This is a genomic window from Candidatus Photobacterium acropomis (genome assembly GCF_030685555.1).
Classification (GTDB): domain Bacteria; phylum Pseudomonadota; class Gammaproteobacteria; order Enterobacterales; family Vibrionaceae; genus Photobacterium; species Photobacterium lucens.
Window position 1 is genome coordinate 1,630,741 of sequence record NZ_CP131609.1, and the last position, 22,304, is coordinate 1,653,044.

21 protein-coding genes are annotated in these 22,304 nt (G+C 40.8%); 11 read left to right on the forward strand and 10 right to left on the reverse strand.

Features of this window, described 5'->3' with window-relative positions; all coding sequences use genetic code 11:
• The first annotated feature begins 223 nt into the window (after positions 1-223).
• Positions 224-1,306 (forward strand): 3-phosphoserine/phosphohydroxythreonine transaminase, encoded by a 1,083-nt coding sequence (serC, locus tag Q7657_RS14550; protein ID WP_107165045.1) that lies wholly within the window; start codon positions 224-226, stop codon positions 1,304-1,306.
• 216 nt (positions 1,307-1,522) lie between these two features.
• On the forward strand, positions 1,523-3,538 hold the full coding sequence (locus tag Q7657_RS14555) for an EAL domain-containing protein (protein ID WP_107165046.1): 2,016 nt from the start codon (positions 1,523-1,525) through the stop codon (positions 3,536-3,538).
• A gap of 39 nt (positions 3,539-3,577) precedes the next feature.
• Here Q7657_RS14555 and Q7657_RS14560 read toward each other — a convergent pair whose 3' ends face one another.
• From Q7657_RS14560 to Q7657_RS14570, 3 genes are read right to left on the reverse strand one after another with little or no spacing between them, the layout of a single operon-like run.
• Positions 3,578-4,096 (reverse strand): lipocalin family protein, encoded by a 519-nt coding sequence (locus Q7657_RS14560; protein ID WP_107165047.1) that lies wholly within the window; start codon positions 4,094-4,096, stop codon positions 3,578-3,580.
• Between the two features lie 9 nt (positions 4,097-4,105).
• Positions 4,106-5,356, reverse strand: coding sequence for a sensor histidine kinase (locus Q7657_RS14565; protein ID WP_107165048.1), 1,251 nt, complete (start codon positions 5,354-5,356; stop codon positions 4,106-4,108).
• Complete coding sequence (locus Q7657_RS14570; protein WP_107165049.1) at positions 5,328-5,996, reverse strand: response regulator transcription factor; 669 nt, start codon at positions 5,994-5,996, stop codon at positions 5,328-5,330. The genes Q7657_RS14565 and Q7657_RS14570 overlap by 29 nt, the downstream gene beginning before the upstream one ends.
• Before the next feature lie 90 nt (positions 5,997-6,086).
• Here Q7657_RS14570 and Q7657_RS14575 point away from each other — a divergent pair, with 90 nt between their 5' ends.
• Positions 6,087-7,226 (forward strand): DUF5666 domain-containing protein, encoded by a 1,140-nt coding sequence (locus Q7657_RS14575; RefSeq protein ID WP_107165050.1) that lies wholly within the window; start codon positions 6,087-6,089, stop codon positions 7,224-7,226.
• Between the two features lie 308 nt (positions 7,227-7,534).
• Here the strand turns inward: Q7657_RS14575 and Q7657_RS14580 are convergent, their stop codons facing one another.
• Complete coding sequence (locus tag Q7657_RS14580; RefSeq protein ID WP_107165052.1) at positions 7,535-7,960, reverse strand: nucleotide triphosphate diphosphatase NUDT15; 426 nt, start codon at positions 7,958-7,960, stop codon at positions 7,535-7,537.
• 161 nt (positions 7,961-8,121) lie between these two features.
• On the opposite strand from Q7657_RS14580, the gene aroA reads away from it, so the two are divergent.
• From aroA to pyrF, 7 genes are all read left to right on the forward strand, one after another.
• A complete protein-coding gene (gene aroA, locus Q7657_RS14585) occupies positions 8,122-9,402 on the forward strand; it encodes a 3-phosphoshikimate 1-carboxyvinyltransferase (protein WP_107165053.1) in 1,281 nt (426 codons plus the stop codon).
• A gap of 204 nt (positions 9,403-9,606) precedes the next feature.
• Positions 9,607-10,284: a (d)CMP kinase gene (cmk, locus tag Q7657_RS14590; RefSeq protein ID WP_008986712.1), complete on the forward strand. Its 678-nt coding sequence runs from the start codon at positions 9,607-9,609 to the stop codon at positions 10,282-10,284.
• Positions 10,285-10,407: 123 nt separating this feature from the next.
• Positions 10,408-12,078, forward strand: coding sequence for a 30S ribosomal protein S1 (rpsA, locus tag Q7657_RS14595; RefSeq protein ID WP_008986713.1), 1,671 nt, complete (start codon positions 10,408-10,410; stop codon positions 12,076-12,078).
• Between the two features lie 79 nt (positions 12,079-12,157).
• Entirely contained in the window at positions 12,158-12,448 is a 291-nt protein-coding gene (gene ihfB / locus Q7657_RS14600) for an integration host factor subunit beta (protein ID WP_008986714.1), read from the forward strand.
• A gap of 128 nt (positions 12,449-12,576) precedes the next feature.
• The gene (locus Q7657_RS14605) at positions 12,577-12,861 is read left to right on the forward strand and encodes a LapA family protein (RefSeq protein ID WP_008986715.1); all 285 of its coding nucleotides are present in this window, start codon (positions 12,577-12,579) and stop codon (positions 12,859-12,861) included.
• A gap of 6 nt (positions 12,862-12,867) precedes the next feature.
• A complete protein-coding gene (gene lapB / locus Q7657_RS14610; RefSeq protein WP_023932204.1) occupies positions 12,868-14,037 on the forward strand; it encodes a lipopolysaccharide assembly protein LapB in 1,170 nt (389 codons plus the stop codon).
• Positions 14,038-14,191: 154 nt separating this feature from the next.
• Positions 14,192-14,902 (forward strand): orotidine-5'-phosphate decarboxylase, encoded by a 711-nt coding sequence (gene pyrF / locus Q7657_RS14615; RefSeq protein ID WP_107165054.1) that lies wholly within the window; start codon positions 14,192-14,194, stop codon positions 14,900-14,902.
• A gap of 54 nt (positions 14,903-14,956) precedes the next feature.
• Here pyrF and Q7657_RS14620 read toward each other — a convergent pair whose 3' ends face one another.
• The 6 genes from Q7657_RS14620 to pspF form a co-directional block, all read right to left on the reverse strand.
• A complete protein-coding gene (locus Q7657_RS14620) occupies positions 14,957-15,781 on the reverse strand; it encodes a peptide ABC transporter ATP-binding protein (RefSeq protein ID WP_053988328.1) in 825 nt (274 codons plus the stop codon).
• Positions 15,778-16,779 (reverse strand): peptide ABC transporter ATP-binding protein, encoded by a 1,002-nt coding sequence (locus Q7657_RS14625; RefSeq protein ID WP_053988327.1) that lies wholly within the window; start codon positions 16,777-16,779, stop codon positions 15,778-15,780. The genes Q7657_RS14620 and Q7657_RS14625 overlap by 4 nt, the downstream gene beginning before the upstream one ends.
• 1 nt (position 16,780) lies before the next feature.
• Entirely contained in the window at positions 16,781-17,668 is an 888-nt protein-coding gene (gene sapC / locus Q7657_RS14630; RefSeq protein ID WP_107165055.1) for a putrescine export ABC transporter permease SapC, read from the reverse strand.
• On the reverse strand, positions 17,655-18,617 hold the full coding sequence (locus tag Q7657_RS14635; RefSeq protein ID WP_053988325.1) for an ABC transporter permease: 963 nt from the start codon (positions 18,615-18,617) through the stop codon (positions 17,655-17,657). The genes sapC and Q7657_RS14635 overlap by 14 nt, the downstream gene beginning before the upstream one ends.
• Before the next feature lie 3 nt (positions 18,618-18,620).
• The gene (sapA, locus tag Q7657_RS14640; protein ID WP_053988324.1) at positions 18,621-20,240 is read right to left on the reverse strand and encodes an ABC transporter substrate-binding protein SapA; all 1,620 of its coding nucleotides are present in this window, start codon (positions 20,238-20,240) and stop codon (positions 18,621-18,623) included.
• Between the two features lie 137 nt (positions 20,241-20,377).
• Entirely contained in the window at positions 20,378-21,409 is a 1,032-nt protein-coding gene (pspF, locus tag Q7657_RS14645) for a phage shock protein operon transcriptional activator (RefSeq protein ID WP_107165056.1), read from the reverse strand.
• A 209-nt stretch (positions 21,410-21,618) separates the two neighbouring features.
• Between pspF and pspA the strand changes: the two genes are divergently transcribed.
• Positions 21,619-22,284 carry a phage shock protein PspA gene (pspA, locus tag Q7657_RS14650; RefSeq protein WP_107165057.1) on the forward strand — a complete coding sequence of 222 codons (666 nt, stop codon included), beginning with the start codon at positions 21,619-21,621 and terminating at the stop codon, positions 22,282-22,284.
• Positions 22,285-22,304 lie beyond the last annotated feature (20 nt).

Below are 22,304 nucleotides of genomic sequence, written 5' to 3' on the forward strand. Positions count from 1 at the left end.
CTGCTATTTTTTTGTCTTGCTTAGATCAACAGGCTAGCAATTTATAATAAAAACTTTTAAGTTGATTAATAAAGGTGTAAAAACAACGCATTGCTGCCTATCTTGGTAGTGATATTTATCTTATGTGTTTTGTAATGCTAAAGACGTTATGTATTTGGCGTTGTTAGCTTTATAAAGCAATAGTTTTCATTCTATTTCCCCAAGCAGGAGCAAGTACACTATCATGGATAAGGTTTATAACTTTTGTGCCGGACCAGCAATGATCCCCGCTGATGTTCTCGCCAAAGCTCAAAGTGAGCTTATTAATTGGAATGGTCTAGGTACTTCTGTTATGGAAGTGAGCCACCGTAGCAAAGAGTTTCTTGCTGTGGCTGCACAATCTGAGCAAGATTTACGAGATTTACTTGATATTCCAGCTAACTACCATGTTCTGTTCTGTCATGGTGGTGCTCGTGCTCAGTTTGCTGCTGTTCCACTTAACTTATTAGGTGATGCTGAAACAGCTGATTATATGGATGGTGGCTTTTGGGCTCACAGTGCAATTGAAGAAGCTACAAAGTATTGCCAGCCAAATATTGTAGACATCACTTGCGAGAAAGAAGGGAAGAAAGCAGTACTTCCTGCCGAACAATGGCCTTTATCTGATAATGCTGCATTCGTTCATTTCTGTCCAAATGAAACCATTGATGGTATTGAAATTCGTGACCTACCACAAACAGATAAGCCAATTGTCGCCGATATGTCATCAACGATTTTGTCTCGTAAAATCGACGTTTCAAAATATGGTGTGATTTACGCTGGTGCGCAGAAAAATATTGGTCCAGCAGGCTTAACGATTGTGATTGTTCGTGACGATCTTCTTGGTAAAGCTAAATCAATTTTGCCGAGTATTTTAGATTACACGGTTTTAGTTGATAAAGAGTCAATGTTCAATACTCCACCAACGTTTGCATGGTATTTAGCGGGTAAAGTATTCAAATGGCTAAAAACTGTCGGCGGTGTCGAAGCCATGGAGCAACGTAATTTAGCGAAAGCAAAGTTACTTTATGATTTTATCGATCACTCTGACTTTTATGTAAATGAAGTACATGCTGATAACCGCTCCATCATGAATGTGCCATTCCAGTTAAAGAATTCAGAGCTTGATGCGCTATTCTTAGAACAAGCAGATGCCGCAGGTTTGAAAGCGCTGAAAGGTCACCGTGTTGTTGGTGGTATGCGAGCATCTATTTACAATGCGATGCCGTTAGAAGGCGTTCAAGCGTTAGTCGATTTTATGGCAAAATTCGAAAAAGAAAACGCTTAATTCAGTACTAAATAGTTATTAATAAAGCTGTAACTGATTGATGTTTATCGATGGTTTCAGCTTTTTTATTGCCGTTATTTTAATCATTATATTAAACAGGGTGAGTATTAATAACTATTAATGCCTGTTACGTTCGTTAACAGTTTCTTTGTTGTTGTATACCTTTTCGTCTATATAATTTGCGACCTTGGAATATTGTAAGGTGCACATCTTTATATGCTTAAAATGGCGTCAATGAAGTCATACTATAATGACTACATTAAAGATATCTCGATCGTCTTTTTATTGCTATTACCGTTAACGATCTGTAATGCGATCACTATTTTCGTCGGTCATGCTCTAAATATTGCTGATTTTGCAGATGCTGCTAATAAGTTTTTTTATTTTTCTAACTTATTAATAGGTATTTATCCTATTACATTATGCATTATTACGAGTTATTACATTGCGACTAAGCATGGCGTTAATGCTATGGTTGTGGTGCCTTATTCATTATTAATGTTCATTGCTGTATCCGTGCCAAATGGTTTAGTGGCAGCTAATTTTAGCTTACCTAATAACCCATTAATTGCGTTACTGGCAGCGATGATCTCAGCTATGTGTTGTGTATCATTTCGCCTATTTCCATTAGATCCATCGCGTATTGATTTTGTTAAAACGTTATATAAGCACGTAGCCCATTTCTTTGGTTTTCTTTTATTAACGCTACTGCTTGCAAAGTTAACTGAACATGTTATTGAGTTAAGTAAAGGCGCTAGCCAATATATTGCATTGAACCCGTTGACCTTTTTTGGCGGATTAGCTTATCAGTTTATTCTTGGTTTATTAGGGGCTGTTGGGATCAATGGACATAACTTCCTATTTCGAGCAAAACAGCAATTATTTGAAGATACTCAACTGCATTTAGCTGCATGGCAAGCCGGGGATGCGCCGTTACCGATTTTGGGGCAGGGTTTTTACGATGCTTTCATGTCAATGGGCGGTTCGGGTAATACAATCAGTTTATTACTTTGTATTTTATTATTCTCAAAGGATCGCCGCCATATCACCTTAGCTATTTCAGCGATCCCGTTAGTGATTTTCAATATTAACGAGTTATTGTTGTTTGGTTTACCTATCATATTTAACCCGTTGTTGATCGTACCGTTTGTTTTTGTACCGTTAGTTAGCTTTGTTGTTGTTTATAGTGCGATGTCACTTGGCTTGGTAAACCATGTTGGCACTATTGTTGACTGGATGACGCCACCATTTATCAGTGGTTATATTGCGACACAAAATAGCATTGGTGGGGTAGTACTCCAGTTTGTGGTGATCACGTTAGGGGTACTGATTTATCGTCCATTTTATTTAAATTATGTAGGGCGAAGCCGTCAAAGTAATATGACAATGACGCGTCAGTCTGAAATAGAAAGCTCAACGCTGAAGTCATTTTTAGGTGATGTGAATAAAGCGATGGGAAGTTACATCAGCAAGCATGATATTAGTCGTCGTGTGAACAATATGCTGAATAACGGTGAGTTTGTGATGCATTACCAGCCTCAGGTTAATGTTAATGATCCATCACATTTATCGTTTGAGTCTTTGGTACGTTATAAAGATAAAACAGGTAAGTTAATTCCACCTGTGTTTATTGATGACTTTTATCAATTGGGTGCTATTAAGCAGCTAGATCAAATGGTGATTGATCTGGTGTTAACCGATATGAAAAAATTGCCACTTGAGCATGGTTGCAAAGTGTCGGTGAATATTTCTGCAGAGAGTATTGCCGATCCTGCGATTATTCATTTCGTTTTAGAGCGTTTACGTTTTTACGATATTGAGCCATCTAGTTTAGAAATTGAAATCACAGAAGAAGCGATTATTACCAATGACAAACAGATCGCAAAAAATATCGAAGCGTTACAAGCATTAGGGATCACGGTTGCCATTGATGACTTCGGCTCTGGCTATGCGTCTTTCCCGCATTTGCTGAAGTTTCACTTCGATAAAGTGAAGCTCGATCGCTCATTATTATTGAATACGCAAAATGAGCGAGAGAAAAATCTTTATCAGTTATTGGCTAAAATCAGCGAAGTAACAGGTTGTGTGCTGGTGGCGGAAGGTGTCGAAACAGAAATTGAAGAGCAGTTTGTTGCTGGTTGCGGTATTGATATTATTCAAGGTTATTATTTTGCCAAGCCGATGCCATTAGAAGAGGCTCAGAAATGGGCTTGCACTAAAATTCATGCATAAATAAAAGCCACAGTAATCATGCTTACTGTGGCTTTGTTTTTATTGAGTGGGGAATATTAACTTAGCAGTATCAAAACCCGCTTGCTTAGCAATAATAAGGTATTTTTGCCGTTGCTCTTTGCTAAGTTGTTTATGCCTTGATAATAGCCAGAGATAATCATAGTTATAGCTACTGATCAGTGCGGTGGAATAGTCAGGCTCTAAATAGAAAATGATATAGCTACCGTAGAAAGGGCCAAAAAACGAAACTTTTAGGTAACCAATATCTTGTGTTTGAACGAATTTGGCTTTTCCTACTGCTTCTTTCCATTGCTGTGTTTGTGTATTTAATCCCTTATTTATCACTTTCACACTACCATCGTCATTTATGCTGTAAGTAGCCGTGACATGATCTAAGTTACGCTCAAAGCTATGGTCGAGGCGGGCAATTTCATACCAAGTACCGAGATACTTATTGAGATCAAAAGAGGAAACTGGCGTGATAGTTTCTGGTTTGCCTGTCGTACACCCACTGAGCGCTGTCATGAGTATTGTGAAGAATAGTGATCGTATAGCCATTAATTTTCCTTAATTTGTTGGCGATGAAAATTCGACTTCCACATTGAAATTGACGTAATCATTACTGATGTAAAACGGCCAGTGCATTTTTTCGCAAATACGTTGAACAATCACCAAACCACAACCATATCCTTGATTATAGGTCTCATTGCCATCATGACGATTGATGATTTTAAGGGTATCTTCATTTAACTCGATAATAATGTCACCCACACTATAGCTAAATGCATTTTTAATTAAGTTATTAATAATAATAGTGATAAAACTTGATGGAGCGGTAATAGTGCAAGGATTGCTAATGTTTAATTGGTACTGTGCATCTTGCTTAGCAAACAGTGGTGCCATGATGTCCAATTGTTTTTCTAATTCACCTGCAAGATGGCAAGTTACTAAATGGTGAGATTCGATTTCATGCTTACCTAATAGCAAAAACGTTTCTGTTAAGATCTTCATTTCATCACTTGCTTGGTGCAGGCGTTTAATGGCTTTTTTAGCAATGTTTGGCTGGTTAGGCACTTTATCGAGTAAGTCCGCTGAGCCTTGAATGATCATAATGGGTGTACGTAGTTCGTGAGAGGCAAAGCGACTGAACTCTTTTTCCCGCTGAAAGTAATTGGCAATTTCACGTTTACTATCAAGTAACGCTTGTTCGATCTCTCTGGTTTCTTTGTACTGTGTATCAATACTAAATTCGTTATGACTAGGCTGCATTTGGCCGATTTTTCGCTCGATCTGAGCAAATGGGTTCGATAGCGAACGAATAAAGTAAAAACTGTATGCTCCCATGATTAATGAAAGTAATGCTCCAAAAATAAAGGTGAAATAATGGAGACTATCTTCATAATCATCAAGATAGTCATCGGCATCGTCTTGATATACCACATACATCAAGCCTTTGCCTGAAGGGTGCTTAAACACAATAAAGTGTTTATCTTCAGTGCCTCGTAAATGCTCATAAAAGCCAGGTTTATTATAAGGTGCTAACCATTCAGGTAATGATTTTAGGCTCCAATAGCTTTTAAATTCACTATTGTTTGGCAATGGAGCTTGATCGCCCATCTTGTCATAGTCGATCACATATTGGCTGGATTCTTTATCTAACCAATGGTGGAGGCTGATCACTTCTAATTGGTTCTCAGCGATATAAATGACGATCCAAAAAAGCACAAACATACTGAATGCCATGAAACTGACACTCAATCCGACTTTGCGATAGATACTTGGATAGTGCTTAAGCTTTGATGCGGTAACCTTGTCCATGAATAGTCTCTAATCGTGATTCAGAAAAGCCTTTATCAATGGCGTTGCGTAAGCCGTAAATATGGCTGCGTAATGCATCACTGCATGGTGATTCATCACCCCAGATGGTTTCCATGATTTGCTGGCGAGTGACAATGTTAGGCGCTTGACGGATCAGTAGCTTAAGAATCTTAAGTTGAATACGGCTTAACTTAATAACCTGATCGTTTCTACGTACTTCATCAGTTTGGTTATTAATTTGAATATCCGCAAAACGTAAAATACCAATATCTTTACGCTGTCCTCGATTTGCTAGCGCTTGAATACGTAGACATAACTCTTCCATGGCAAAAGGTTTGAGTAAGTAATCATCACCACCGGCTCTAAATGCAGCGATTTTGTCATCTAATGTATCTTTGGCGGATAGAAATAGAATAGGCGTACCGCACAGAAGATCTGCACGTATTTTTTCAACAGCAGAAATACCATCAATTTTAGGCATCATGATATCCATGATGATCACATCATAATGGTTATCTTCGATAAGTTTTAGGGCGCCTTCGCCATGATAAGCGCAATCAACAATATTGTTTTCAAGCTCTAAATAGTCAGAGATAGTTTCAACAATTTGGTAGTTATCATCAACAATAAGAATTTTCACGATTGACCTTATGTTTTTCACGAATACTTCACGAACGCAATATTATTCTATTTATCAATAAAACAATATTCATAATTATAAGGTTAGTTGATGAAAAAGTTAGTATTAGCAGCGTTGGTTGGTTTTGTCGTGACAGGTTGTGGCGGCGGTGGTGGTAGTGATGAAAGTAAGCCAACACCTCCACCAGTTGTAGATGTAAAACCTGTAGCTGCACAAGGTGCTATTAATCAAGTTAATTATGCCAACAAGACAGTGGAAGTTAACGGACATACATATCAGGTTGAGCGTGTTCAATACGGTAGCAATGAGCTATCTATTAATAACCTCAAACAAAATATGATGGTTGAAGTATCAACACTGACCAAAAGCGGTGCTGTGGTGTCTATTGAACCAACAATGGTTGGTATGATTTCATCGATTAGCCATGATCGTAAAACCTTTGTGGTAAATGGCGTAACGTTAACGTTTGATATGAATGCTGAGTTTGATGTTAATGATTGGGTGATGGTGTCTTCACTGCCACAAGCAACAGCTGATGGCCTTGGTTATAAAGTTTTATCAGTAGTTAAAATCGAGCAAGATGATGTCGCTGGGCAATATGAAATTGAAGGTCGACTAAGCGATTTAGATCAAAATACAAACACTTTCAAACTAGGTGCAAGTACAACCGTTTTCTTTACTCCACAGGTTATTGAAGACAACGCTACATTGATGAATGGCCAGTGGGTTGAAGTGAAAGGCCAAATGATCAATAAAGAGTTTCATGCAACTGAAGTTGAAGTAGAAACGTATGATTCTTCGGACAATGATCATGAGATTGAAGGTATTGTGACTTGGGTAAACAGTGATAAATCTCAGTTTGAGTTAAATGCCCGTGGACGATTTGTTGTCAATCCACAAACTCATTTTGAAGATGGTAATAAAGCTAATTTAGTTGCAGGTGAGCTTGTTGAAGTGACTGCAGTTAACGGAGTTGCGAAAGAAATCGAATTTGATCGTGATTTTGGTGGCGAAACGGGTAATTGGCGTGAATTTGAGCGTGAAGGTCATGTGTCTTCAGTAGGCTACGATTACTTCATAATCGCTGATGAAACATTCTATGTTGATGCTTACACTGAGTTTGAAGATAACTTAAAACTAGAAGCCTTAAATGGTGTATACATTGATGTTGAAGGCGTGATCATTGATGGGAAAAAAGTCGCACGTGAAATTGAGCGTGAAGATTATTAATTAGGCTCTATACCCAAGCAACCTCAAGATGCCGTGTTCAGCGAGACGACCTTAGTTCTCAGGCGCGGCAACGATTCGTAGATATAGTGGTTCTACATTGAGAATCGTTAACAAAGTCTGAGAGCTAAGGACGCTCGCCCTTTGGGAGCGTGTCACTGAGCCGACCTCTTGCGTCAGACAACTTGGAAAGAGCTTGCTATTCCGCTTCGTTGCCTTCCTTGAATTCAACTCAGTGACTTCGCTCTGAATCAGGCATATTGAAGTCGCTTGGGTATATATAATAAAAGCACCCACGTGGTGCTTTTATTTTATTCATTGATACAGAAACGATTTTCAAGAAAGCACTGAATGGCTTGTTCACTGGCATCAAATTGTGGGCTAGGAACATTGTGTGGGTCTACCCATTGCCAACCTTCACATTTATCTGGTTCTCTTAATTGCAATTCACCGTGGTAAGACGTCGCAAGTAACGTCACGCTGATATAATGCTTACCGCACTCATTATAAGTATCAAGGTTGTTTGTGACGGCAATAACAGTTGGATTGTCGATGATTAAGCCTGTTTCTTCTTCCACTTCACGAATAGCACATTGGCTGAAAGTCTCACCTACCTCCATGTGACCACCAGGGATAGAGTAATAAGGGGCATGACTATTTTTTCGTTTGCCAATCAGAATTTGGTTTTGCTCATTAACAACAATAATGCCAATACCGACCATTGGTGTCGTTGTCATCTTTATTCATCCTTGTCTTACTTAGCATCTTATTGATTTTACCAAATAATCATTGAAAGGTCGTTATTGTTATAGCTAGGAATAAACTGGTACTAGCTAACTGATGCAATATTAGTTAATCTGCAAAAAGGTTAAAAGAATTAGGATTGGATGAATAATCAATGGAAAGTATAACGTTACAGCCGATCGCTAAGATTAATGGCGAAGTGAATTTACCGGGCTCAAAGAGTGTTTCAAATCGTGCCCTTTTATTGGCTGCGTTAGCAAAGGGGACAACACGTTTAACTAATTTATTAGATAGTGATGATATCCGCCACATGCTTAACGGATTAAAGCTGCTGGGCGTTAATTATCAATTATCAGATGATAAAACCGTATGCGAAGTTCAAGGCCTCGGTCATGCATTTGCACCTGAGCAAGCACTCGAACTGTATTTAGGTAATGCGGGAACGGCAATGCGTCCATTAGCTGCTGCTTTATGTTTAGGTGGCGGTGAGTTCGTATTAACCGGTGAGCCGCGTATGAAAGAGCGTCCAATTGGTCACCTTGTTGATGCATTGCGCAGTGCCGGTGCGGATATTGAATATTTAGAAAATGAAAATTACCCACCATTAAAAATCAAAGGTACTGGGCTTAAAGGTGGCGAAGTTGAGATCGATGGTTCAATCTCAAGCCAGTTTTTAACCGCATTCTTAATGGCTGCACCATTGGCACAAGCCGATACCGTTATTCGTATTAAAGGCGATCTAGTTTCAAAACCTTATATTGATATTACTCTTCATATCATGGCGCAATTTGGTGTTGAAGTTGAAAACCGTGATTACCAAGAGTTCGTTGTCAAAGGTAATCAGCACTATGTTTCTCCTGGTGACTTTCTTGTTGAAGGTGATGCGTCGTCAGCATCATACTTTTTAGCTGCTGCGGCGATTAAAGGTGGTGAGGTAAAAGTCACAGGAATTGGTAAAAAGAGTATCCAAGGTGATATTCAATTTGCTGATGCGCTTGCTGCAATGGGAGCAGAAATAGAGTGGGGTGATGACTACGTGATTTCACGTTGCGGAGAGTTAACGGCTGTCGATATGGATTTCAATCATATTCCTGATGCGGCAATGACAATAGCAACCACAGCGTTATTTGCAAAAGGAACAACGTCAATTCGTAATGTTTATAATTGGCGTGTAAAGGAAACTGATCGTTTATCTGCAATGGCAACAGAGCTTCGTAAAGTAGGTGCTGAAGTCGAAGAAGGTGAGGATTACATCACCATCGTTCCACCATTACACTTGCAACATGCAGCCATCGATACCTATGACGATCACCGTATGGCGATGTGTTTTTCGCTGGTGGCATTAAGTGATACGCCTGTGACAATTAACGATCCTAAGTGTACATCGAAAACATTCCCTGATTATTTCGATAAGTTAAGTGCCTTAAGTCGTTAAAATCGTCTGATAACTGAGATTACAGATTTAAAAGCCCAATGTTCTTGCATTGGGCTTTTTCATTGGCGTAAAAAGGAACATAACCTAAAGACATTACACTATAAATTGTGATTTTTTTTCCGTATAATGTGCCACCGTTTGAAGGCGCAGAGATATTTTGATTGTTGCTTTCATCTATTACGGAAACTACATCGGAGAAAACCTATGTCTACTCATGCTCCAGTCATCACTGTTGATGGTCCAAGCGGTGCCGGTAAAGGTACGCTATGTATGCTGTTAGCAGAAAAACTGGGCTGGAATTTATTAGATTCTGGTGCAATTTACCGTGTCCTAGCGCTAGCTGCTATTCATCATGGTGTTGATATCGAATCAGAAGACGCTTTAGTCCCACTGGCTGCACACTTAGACGTACAGTTTGTTGCAGAAGGTGAGTTGGTTAAGGTTATTCTTGAAGGTGAAGATGTTTCTGACACGCTTCGTACTGAAGAAGTAGGTAATACCGCATCAAAAGTTGCTGCATTACCTCGCGTACGTGAAGCATTGCTACGTCGTCAACGTGCATTTAGCGAAGCGCCTGGCCTTGTAGCTGACGGTCGCGACATGGGAACCGTTGTATTCCCTGGTGCGGAAGTGAAAATCTTCCTTGACGCAAGCGCAGAAGAACGCGCAACTCGACGTATGAATCAGTTGCAAAAAAAAGGCTTAGATGTTAACTTTGGCAGCCTTTTAAGCGAAATCCAGGAGCGAGACTACCGCGATCGCAATCGTGCTGTAGCTCCTTTACGTCCTGCTGATGACGCATTAGTACTCGATTCAACGGAATTATCGATTGAACAAGTACTTGAGAAAGTCTTAGCGCATGTTGATGCTAAGCTAAAATAACGAATCCATGTTTAGTTGTGAAAACAGCTAAATGGCGTCAGTGTCATGGAAGATAACTGACTTTATTATCAACCCCATGCGGTAGGATACCCATGGTTGTTTATCATATTGAAGATTAATTAAATGACTGAATCTTTTGCTCAACTCTTTGAAGAGTCGCTAAACCAAGTTGAAACTCGCCCAGGTGCAATCGTTAAAGGTACTGTAGTAGCTATCGAAAACGGTTACGTACTAGTTGACGCTGGTCTTAAATCTGAGTCTTCTATCCCTGCTGAAGAATTCAAGAACGCTGCTGGCGAACTAGAAATCGAAGTTGGTGCTCAGATCGACGTAGCTCTTGACGCGATTGAAGACGGTTTCGGCGAAACTAAACTTTCTCGTGAGAAAGCTAAGCGCCACGAAGCTTGGATCCAGCTTGAAAAAGCTTACGAAGAAGCTGAAACAGTTGTTGGTATCATCAACGGTAAAGTTAAGGGCGGCTTCACAGTTGAACTTAACGGCATCCGTGCGTTCCTACCTGGTTCACTAGTAGACGTACGTCCAGTTCGTGACACTGCTCACCTAGAAAACAAAGAACTTGAGTTCAAAGTAATCAAGCTAGACCAGAAGCGTAACAACGTTGTTGTTTCTCGTCGCGCAGTTATCGAATCTGAGAACAGCGTTGAGCGTGATGAACTACTTGCTTCTCTACAAGAAGGCATGGAAGTTAAAGGTATCGTTAAGAACCTTACTGACTACGGTGCATTCGTTGACCTTGGTGGTGTTGATGGTCTTCTACACATCACTGACATGGCTTGGAAGCGTGTTAAGCATCCTTCTGAAATCGTTAACGTTGGTGACGAAATCCTTGTTAAAGTTCTTAAGTTCGACCGTGACCGTACTCGCGTATCACTAGGTCTTAAGCAACTTGGCGAAGATCCATGGGTTGCTATCGCTAAGCGTTACCCAGAAAGCACTAAGCTTACTGGTCGCGTAACTAACCTAACTGACTACGGCTGTTTCGTTGAAATCGAAGAAGGCGTTGAAGGTCTAGTACACGTTTCTGAAATGGACTGGACTAACAAGAACATCCACCCATCTAAAGTTGTTAACGTGGGTGACGAAGTTGAAGTTATGGTTCTTGATATCGACGAAGAACGTCGTCGTATCTCTCTAGGTCTTAAGCAGTGTAAAGCTAACCCATGGCAATCATTTGCAGAAATGCAAGCTAAGGGCGACAAAGTTACTGGTAAGATCAAGTCTATCACTGACTTCGGTATCTTCATCGGTCTTGAAGGCGGCATCGACGGTCTAGTTCACCTATCTGACATTTCTTGGAATGTTTCAGGTGAAGAAGCAGTTCGTGACTTCAAGAAAGGCGACGAAATCTCTGCAGTAGTTCTTGCAGTTGACGCTGAGCGTGAGCGTATCTCTCTAGGCGTTAAGCAAATCGAAGAAGACCCATTCAACTCTTTCGTAGCTGACACTAAGAAAGGCGCTCTAGTAACTGGTACAGTTACTGCTGTTGACGCTAAAGGTGCAACTATCGAACTAGCTGAAGGTGTTGAAGGTTACCTACGTGCTTCTGAAGCATCAGTTGACCGCGTTGAAGACGCAACTCTAATTCTTTCTGTTGGCGATTCTGTTGAAGCTAAATTCACAGGCGTTGATCGTAAGAACCGCGTAATCAACCTATCTGTACGCGCTAAAGACGTTGCTGAAGAGCAAGAAGCAATGGCTACTCTGAACAAGCAAGACGATGCTGCGTTCGGTAATGCTATGGCTGACGCTTTCAAAGCTGCTAAAGGCGAATAATTGAGCATAGAGGGAAATGGCTTAGCTTTTTCCCTCTAAACGGCTATACTATTGAGAAACTTACTAAAACGGAGTGTTTATGACAAAGTCTGAATTAATTGAAAGACTATGTAGTCAACAAACACATCTTTCTGCTAAACAAGTAGAAGATGCAATCAAGGACATCCTTGAAAATATGGCGAACACGCTTGCTGAAGGCGATCGCATTGAGATCCGTGGCTTTGGTAGCTTCTCTTTGCATTACCGTGCTCCTCGCGTAGGTCGTAATCCTAAAACTGGTGATAAAGTTGAGCTAGACGGTAAATACGTTCCTCACTTCAAGCCAGGTAAAGAATTACGTGACCGTGTTAATGCATCAATTGCTGCATAACCGCGAATAGAACAAAAAAACGGCATACTCTCAGTATGCCGTTTTTTTATGTCTTTTGATTATGGTCTGATGAGTAAAATTACTGCATAATCAAAGGATCATAACTTGATTGAGTGAGAGGATTCACGATGAAGATTTTGGGTATAATTGTTTTAGTTGCTGCTTTCCTAATTACACTGGCTCTCGGTGCGCAAAACCAAATTTTAGTGAACTTTGACTACTTAGTAGCGCAAGGTGAATTCCAATTATCCACACTTCTAGGTATCGCATTTGGTTCTGGCTTTATTATTGGCTGGTTGATTTGTGGTACGTTATATCTAAAAGCTCGCTTTGCTAAAAATCGTTTAGCGAAGAAAGTAACTAAACAACAACAAGAGTTAGATACTCTACGCGCACAGCCTGTAAAGGAATAATCATTAATGCTTGAACTGTTGTTCCTACTTTTGCCTATTGCTGCAGCCTATGGTTGGTATATGGGTAACAGGAGCGCTAGTAACAATCGGCAAGAGCAGTCTCACCATTTATCTCGCCAGTATGTAACAGGTTTAAACCTGTTATTGTCTGATCAGTCAGACAAAGCGGTAGATTTGTTTATTGAGCTGCTCCAAGTTGATAGTGAGACAATTGATACACACCTTGCTTTGGGTAATTTGTTCCGAAGCCGAGGGGAAGTTGATCGTGCTATTCGTATTCACCAAAACTTGATTGCTCGTCCAAATTTGACGATTGAACAACGTAACTTAGCATTACAGCAGTTGGCAAAAGATTATATGGTTGCGGGCTTTTTGGATCGTGCAGAACGTATCTTTGAGCAACTGTTGGATGAGCCTGAATATAAAAAGCCTGCACTACAGCAATTGCTTTCTATCTATCAGCAAACCCGAGAATGGGAAAATGCGATAGATGTAGCTACGCAACTTGTTAAGTTGGGCAAGACAAAACTCAAGCATGATATAGCACACTACTGGTGTGAGCTTGCTATGCTTGAAATGAGTGCTCAGAATCAAGACAAAGCGCTGCAATGTTTAAAGAAAGCATTATCGGTAGATAAACAATGTGTTCGTGCTTCGATCACGATGGCAAAGATCCTGATTAAAGATAGAGAATTTAAGCAGGCAGCTAAAACATTGGAGCGAGTGCTTGAGCAAGATGCTGAATTTATTGGCGAGGCTTTGCCACTGCTATTAGAGTGTTATGAAGCACTAAATAATGAAGCTGGCTGGATTAAGTATTTACGTCAATGTGTAGATATGAAGGCAGGAGCATCAGCTGAATTAATGTTGGCTGATGAAATTGCAAAAAATGAAGGTGCCGTGTCAGCACAGACATTCATGACGCGTCAATTGCAGAAAAACCCAACAATGAAAGGCTTTTATCAGCTGATGGAATACCATTTAGATGAAGCTGAAGAAGGTCGAGCCAAAGAAAGTTTGACCAGTCTACGTCATCTTGTTGGTGAACAATTGAAAATTAAACCGCGTTATCGCTGTCGCCAATGTGGTTTTGCTACTCACTCTCTTTATTGGCAATGCCCGTCTTGTAAGAGTTGGGGATTAGTTAAACCAATCCGTGGATTGGATGGCGAATAATGCTTGTTTAGAATAAAAAGACCAGACATTTTGTTCTGGTTTTTTTATGTCTAATTTATCGTGAATTTTATTCGTAAACGTTTTCGTTTCATGTAAAATCTGCGCGCGGTTGGATGACCGTAGAAGGAAACAACTTGATATCACAGGAGACTCAATGCTAGACGCTAAAGTAATAGACCCAAAAGTAATCGTAGCCCTTGATTATGATAATCAGAATGAGGCACTCGCTTTCGTCGATCGTATTGAGCCGGGCAGCTGCCGATTAAAAGTCGGTAAAGAGATGTTCACTTATTTTGGCCCTGATTTTGTGCGTCAACTGCATGATCGGGGTCATTCTGTATTTTTAGACCTGAAATTTCATGATATTCCAAATACTTGTTCTAAAGCGGTAAAAGCGGCTGCAGATCTTGGTGTATGGATGGTGAATGTGCATGCGAGCGGTGGTGAGCGCATGATGACAGCCTCTCGTGAGATTCTAGAGCCTTATGGAAAAGATCGTCCATTACTCATCGGTGTAACAGTGCTAACGAGTATGGAGGCCTCTGATCTAGCGGGAATTGGAATTAATCAAGAGCCGCAACAGCAAGTATTAAATCTTGCATCACTTGCAAAAAATAGCGGTTTAGATGGTGTGGTTTGTTCTGCACAAGAAGCGTCTATTTTAAAGGGTAATCTAGGTCAAAGCTTTAAACTAGTAACACCTGGTATTCGTCCTGTGGGTAGCGAAGCTGGCGATCAGCGTCGTGTTATGACGCCAGTTGAAGCAATGGCAGCTGGTTCTGATTATCTTGTTATTGGTCGTCCGATCACACAAGCGGCTGATCCTGCTTTTGTGCTTGCAGAGATTAATAAATCATTAGCTTAAATTTCTTTTAAACTAATCTTAAAAAAGCCCGCTATCTCTAGCGGGCTTTTTGTTTTAACAACTAATTTTAGGCGTTGTACTAATGATTTTGGTTGTTTTTTCATTAGTTGGAGAGCTGAAGTGGCTATCTAATAATTTCTGTGTCAAAGGATGTTTGGGATCGTTAAAGACGTGCGCTGTGCGTCCTTTTTCTACCACTTCACCATCTTGCATCACCATCACTTTATCGCTGAAGTGTTTTACGACGCCCATATGCTGCGATACATACACGTAAGACAAGCCCATTTCTTCTTGCAGTTCAAGTAACAGGTTTATCATTTGTGAGCGCATTGACATATCAAGTCCATTCAATGCTTCATCAGCGACGATAATACAAGGCTGAAGGATGAGTGCACGAGCAAGAGATACACGTTGCTTTTGACCTGTTGCCAGCATTTGAGGATAGAAATAAGCGTGTTCTGGTAGTAAACCTACTCGCTTTAACGTATCCATGATACGACGCTCTCGCTCTTGTGGCGTCATATTGGTATTACGTTTTAATGGACCTTCCAGAATTCTTCCGATTTGAATACGAGGATTTAGAGATGTATTCGGATCTTGGAAGATCATGCGGATCAGTTTACAGCGCGTTTGGTAATCACCATTAGATAAAGGTTCACCATTTACACGGATCACGCCACTGGTTGGCTCCACAACCCCAGATAGCATTTTGGCTAAGGTTGATTTACCTGAACCATTTTCACCCAGAAGGGCAATAGTTTCACCGGGCTCAAGGCTAAAAGAAACGGGTTTCACTGCCTCAATCGTACGGCGACGGAAAAGACCTGAACGATAGTGGTAATCTTTTTTAAGTTTTTCGACTTCCAGTAACGAACTCATTTGCAGTCTTCCTCCATGTTTAGCGGGAAGTGACAGCTAAACTTATGGTTTTTAATCTTACGGCGCTTTGGTACTTCAACACATTTACGCTGTGCATGAGGACAACGAGGTCCTAAACGGCAACCAATGGGTAAGTGCTGCAGTGGTGGGATTGAGCCCGGCAGTGTTTGTAGTTTGGTTTTATGACCAATATTATCCAAGCTAAAATCTGGCATCGCACGCATTAACGCTTCGGTATAAGGGTGGTGCGGTGACTCTAATAATTGCTTTGAAGTGCCAGATTCTACAGATTGTCCACAGTACATCACGGTAATGCGATCAGCCCACTGGGTCACTGTTGTTAGATCGTGACTGACCAGCAAAATGGTCGTATTACCAAGCTGATTCATACGACTGAGCAGACGGAAAATCTGTGCTTGTGTAATAGGGTCGAGATCGTTGGTTGGCTCATCGGCAATTAACAGGCGAGGGCGGTTGGCAATCGCCATTGCAATCATAACTTTTTGACATTCACCATCGGTCAATTCGTAAGGGTAGCTACGCATTACACGTTTGTGCTCTTTAATACCTACCTTATGCAGCAGAGCAATAGCTTGCTTTTGACGCCAATGAAAACGTTGCCAAAAATGTCCAGTAAAAGAAGAAGATGGGATCGCTTCTTCTAACTGTTCACCAATGGGTTCTGATGGATCAAGACAGGTTGATGGCTCTTGGAAAATCATTGCCATTTCTCGGCCAACGATTTTTCTGCGCTCACGGTGAGAGAGGGTCAGTAAATCAATATCACCTAAGCGCATACGATCAGCACTGACACGCCAGTTATCTTTACAGACACCAGCAATGGCTTTTGCTACTAAGCTTTTGCCTGAGCCAGATTCACCAACGAGACCACGGATCTCGCTTTCGTTGATGGTTAAACTCATTCTATCGACAGCTTTTACCATGCCTTGCGGGGTATCAATTTCGATCGTGAGGTTGCGTATATCGAGTAATGGCATGTTAATCAATCCCCGCATTTAGTGCTTGTCGTAGGCCATCGCCCACAAGGTTGACCACTAAAACACTGAACATAATTGCAAGCCCCGGTAGTGTTACTGTCCAAGGTGCTAAGTAAATTAAATCGACAGAATCGCCCAGCATGGCACCCCATTCAGGTTGAGGTGTTTGTGCACCTAAACCAAGGAAACCTAATGCAGCAATATCTAAGATCGCAATAGAAATGGCACGAGTCATCTCTGTAATGATGGTGGTTAAAATGTTCGGCAGAATCGAGTTCCACAATAAGTAGAAGTTATTTGCACCATCTAGACGCGCAGCAATAACATAATCTTTTACCACTTCCGCATGCACGGCAGTATAAACCGCACGGATAAAACGTGGGATCAGTGCTAGCCAAATCGCTAATAAGATATGAGTCTCACCGGGCCCCATGTAAGCCACCACAATGATAGCCAGTAATAGAGAAGGGATAGATAGCACAGTATCTAAAATATGGTTTAAAAAACTCGATTTAAGTCCTTGGCTCATACCTGCCAGAATTCCGATCAATAAACCAATAATGCTAGAAGCAAAAGCAACTAATAAGGCATAACCGAAAGTGAGCTGAGAGCCAATTAACAGACGCGATAAAATATCACGACCTAAATCATCAGTACCGAAGAAAAAGTTAACGTGGCCTGAGTTATCCCATGATGGTGGCATCAGTAATTCGCCGACTTGCTGAATCGCAGAATAAGGCGCTAACCATTGGGCACTAATGGTGATTATTAAGAGAAACAATAAACACCATAGCCCAAACATGGCGAGTGAGTTGGCTCTGAAATTTTGCCACGCACGCTCCCATTGAGTTGGGATAGTTTCTTCTTGGTAGACACTATTTGATGGCATACCATTCCTTCCTTACTAATGGGTTAACCATAGCACCTGCTAAATCCGATAAGATGTTCGCCAATAAAATAAAGCTACCAACTGTTATCACACCCGCTTGAATAGCGACATAGTTTTGATCGGCAATAGCATTAAGTAACCAGCGACCAATCCCAGGCCAGTTAAAGATAGATTCGGTTAACATCGCAAATGTCATCATGGCTGCAAATTGCATCCCTAACTTTGGAATAATAGGTGGCAATGCATTTTTCATGGCGTGTCGACGGACAATTTCGAAGGTCGATAAACCTTTGGTCTGTGCGACTTTAATGTAGTTTTTGGTCATGACTTCAGAAATTGATGCGCGAGTTAAGCGGATCACTTCTGTTGTCGGCGCCATGGCTAATACAACAGTAGGCAATACCAGATGTTGTAATGCATTGATAAAAGCTTCCATACGATAAGGTTTGTTGGATAGCAAAATATCAATCAGTGCAAAACCTGTCACATGATCAAACTGGTATAGCAAGCTATAGCGACCAGATACTGGCAACCAGCCAAGATTTAAAGAAAATAACAAAATCAACAACATGGCTAACCAAAATAGAGGGATGGAGTAGCCAAGTAAAGTAACCGATGAAATGATGGTATCAATGGGTTGACCACGATGCACACCGGCAATGGTGCCGAGTGGAATCCCCACTAATAGCGACAGAATAAAGGCAAAAAAGCATAGCTCTAATGTTGCAGGGAAAACCGTTAAGATCTCACTGCTAATTGGCGTACCGTTAGCTGTTATTCCAAGATTACCCGAAAGTAGGTTCTCTAAATAAAGGATCCAGCCGCTAAAAAAGCCCTGTTGAGACCATTGAAGTTGGGTATCTAAGCGCAAAATACTAAATCCGATTAAGGTGAGTATTAATAGCGTGATAACAAATAAATTTAAGCGACGTATCGTATAAATAAACATGCTTTACTCAATTCGATAAACACTGGAAAAAGAACGTGAGCCAAACGGATCCATTTGTAATCCTCCAAGGGATTTATTATGGGCTTGGAAATGCACGCCATGGGCAAGTGGGATCACTGGTACTTGCTGATCAATAATGTCTTGCGCTTGTTGATAGTATGCTTGACGTTGATCTTGCTTATTGGTGCGAAGAGCAATTTCAAGTAAATTATCAAAGCTTAAATCACACCAGTTGGCGACATTTAACCCTGCTTTTTTGGCATTACATGACAAAAGTGGACGCAAGAAGTTATCTGGATCGCCATTATCGGCAATCCAACCCGCTAACACCATGTCATATTTAGTGGTATCGGTTAGACCTACACGACCAATCGTTTCCTGATGATGTAATGCCACATTAACGCCAACCGCTTTTAAATTAGCTTGAATTAATTCAGCGGTTTTACGTGGACTCGGGTTATAAGGCCTTGGCTCTAAGGGTACCCACATCGTTAGCACTTGCTTGTAATCATAGCCTGCTGCATCAAGTAATTGCTTGGCTTTTGCTGGATTATAAGAAAGTGCCTTACTGTCATGGTTATATGCCCAAGACATTGGCGGTAAGAGACTTTTTGCTTCAGTTGCGGTGCCGTAATAAACAGAGTTAAGCAGTGTTTTACGATTAATTGCGTAGTTAATTGCTTCACGTACTTCGAGTTTATTGAGCGGCGAACGTTCAGTGTTTAACGCTAAGAAGGAAACGTTCATGCCTGTTTGTGCCAGCAATTTGTAGTTGTCATTATTAGAAATAACTGGCAGTTGGCTTGCTACAGGTGAAGATAACACATCACACTCTGAGCTGAGTAATTTAGCTAAGTTGCCCATACCTCGAGCTGAAATATCGAAAACCACTTGCTCCATCGGCGCAGCACCTTGCCAATAGTCATCGTTACGTTTCAGACGGATCAGATCATTGGGAACAAATTGGTCAACATAAAATGGACCAGTTCCAATTGGCTTTGAGTCAATAAGATCGATACGGCCTGATTTTAATAGTTGCTGACCGTATTGCTTTGAGTAAATCACCGCATAGCTAGTCGCTAAATTAGATAAGAAAGAGTTATCAGGTCGTTTGAGAGTAAATTGAACCGTATGTGCATCTTTTGCCGTGATCGATTCGATAATGTTGGCAAAACCTAAGCTTTCAAACCAAGGGTAACGACCACCTGAAATATTGTGGAAAGGATGGTCAGGATCAATGATACGTTCAAAGCTAAATACCACATCATCCGCATTCATTGGGCGTGTTGGAGTGAACCAAGACGTATGTTGGAATGGGACATTATCACGAAGTGTGAAAGTATATACCAAGCCATCATCACTGATCGTCCAGCTTTTTGCGAGATCAGGCAATGGTTTATGGCTAATAGGATCGAGTAACAGCAGGCGATCAAAAATTTGTGCTGAGAGTGTTTCTGCTGTTAGCCCTCCGTCAGTTAACTGTGGGTTTAACGTTGTCGGAGTATCTTGACCGCAATAAACAAAGCCACGACTTTGCTTTACGGTTTCATGTGACGGCTCTTTACAACCCAATAGGCCAAGTAAAGTGAAGCCGGCAATCAAAAGACGACTGTAAGCGCTCATATTTAATAGGCGTTAAATGAAATTAAGTAGATAAATTTAACATTTTTCCCTTAGTGTCACCAAGTTATCCTGCTTTATTTAAAGGGAATTAGGTCAAAACCGTTACTTATCTTAAATAATCAGGATAAATTGATTGATTAATCACCATTTACGGCAATGTCATATTTACGGATCAAGCCTCTTAACTGGTGGTAACTTAAGCATAAAAGCTCAGCCGCTTTCGTTTGATTGTATTTAGCTTGCTCAAGTGCATTATTGATCAGCATGATTTCTTGATCTTGTAAGTATTGGCGCAAATCTAATGGTAGCGTTGTTGTATTTTCGGGTATTACGCTGTTTTTCTTGGCTGTTGCATCGTCAATAACGTGAGTATTGGGCGCTGTGGTACTCGATTGCCATGCAGTTGCAAAAGGATCGGTGTAAATTTCTTCAATTGCTTGATCTTCAATACCGTTGCGAAACACAGAGCGCTCGACTACATTTTTTAGTTCTCGAATATTACCCGGCCATGTGTAGTCTAATAATTGCTGCTTTGCATGGTGTGTGAAACCTGCGAAATAACCAAAGCCTAACTCTCGGCACATACGTACTGCATAGTGCTCAGCAAGGGGAAGAATATCTTCTTTGCGTTCACGTAGTGGTGGCAGATGAATAATTTCGAAGGCTAAACGGTCGAGTAAATCGGCACGAAATTTACCTTCATCAACCAGTTGTGGCAGATTTTGGTTAGTGGCACAAATTAAACGAACATTGGCTTGGCAAGGCTTGCTACCACCAACACGTTCATACTCTCCGTATTCAATCACACGTAACAATTTTTCTTGCACGCCCATAGGTGCGGTTGCCAATTCATCTAAGAATAAAGTGCCATTTTCTGCACGTTCAAAACGTCCTTGATGACGGCCTTTAGCTCCCGTAAATGAACCTGCTTCATGACCAAACAGTTCAGAATCAATCACGCCTTCGCTTAATGCGGCACAGTTAAGTGTAACCAGAGGGTGATCCCAACGTTTAGATAAATAGTGAACACGTTGTGCGATTAACTCTTTACCTGTACCACGTTCACCCAAAATGAGGATAGGGCGATTAAGCGGCGCTAGGCGAGATGCTTGATCGAGCACACTTAAGAACGCTTCAGATTCACCGATTAAGTTTTCTGTTTTACGCATTGGTTAATCTCACTAAAAGTTGGTTAAATCCACTATAACATAGTGGTGGGTAAAATTAACTTGATTTTAAGTTGTTGTAATATAAGGAATAAAAAGTTGGCACACTACTTGATATATCTAGGTGGTAACACAATTAAATTAAGTTAGTATCACTATATAAACCTGTAAGCGTGATCACTGTGAAATGGGTTTAATCAAGGAGTTTAATGATGGGTATTTTTTCTCGTTTTGCTGATATCGTAAATGCTAACGTGAATGCGTTACTGGATAAGGCTGAAGATCCTCAAAAACTAATTCGCCTGATCATTCAGGAGATGGAAGACACATTAGTTGAAGTTCGTACTTCTTCAGCACGTGCGCTTGCTGATAAAAAAGAGTTACACCGTCGTATTCAAGCGATCGAATCACAAATTGAAGATTGGCAAGGTAAAGCGAGCTTAGCGCTACAGAAAGGTCGTGAAGATTTAGCGCGTGCGGCACTGATTGAAAAACAAAAACTATCAGATGTAGTACTAACGCTGAACGAAGAATATAAGTTGGTTGAAGAAACCATTGAAAAATTATCATTAGAAGTGGCTGAGCTTGAGCGTAAATTGCAAGAAACGCGTGCACGTCAACAAGCCTTAGTGACTCGCCATAAAGCGGCTGGTACACGTCGTGAAGTTCGTCGCCAGTTAGATACCAGCAAAGTAGATGAAGCGATGTCGAAGTTCGAACAATATGAGCGTCGTATCGATGAAATGGAAGCAGAAGCAGATAGCTATAGCTTTGGTCGTGGTAAAAGCTTAGAGTCAGAATTTGCTGATTTACAAGCACAAGACGAAATTGAAAAAGAACTTGAGCGCCTAAAAGCGAACATCAAGGATAAAGAATAAGCACAACGAAAAAGCGTCGT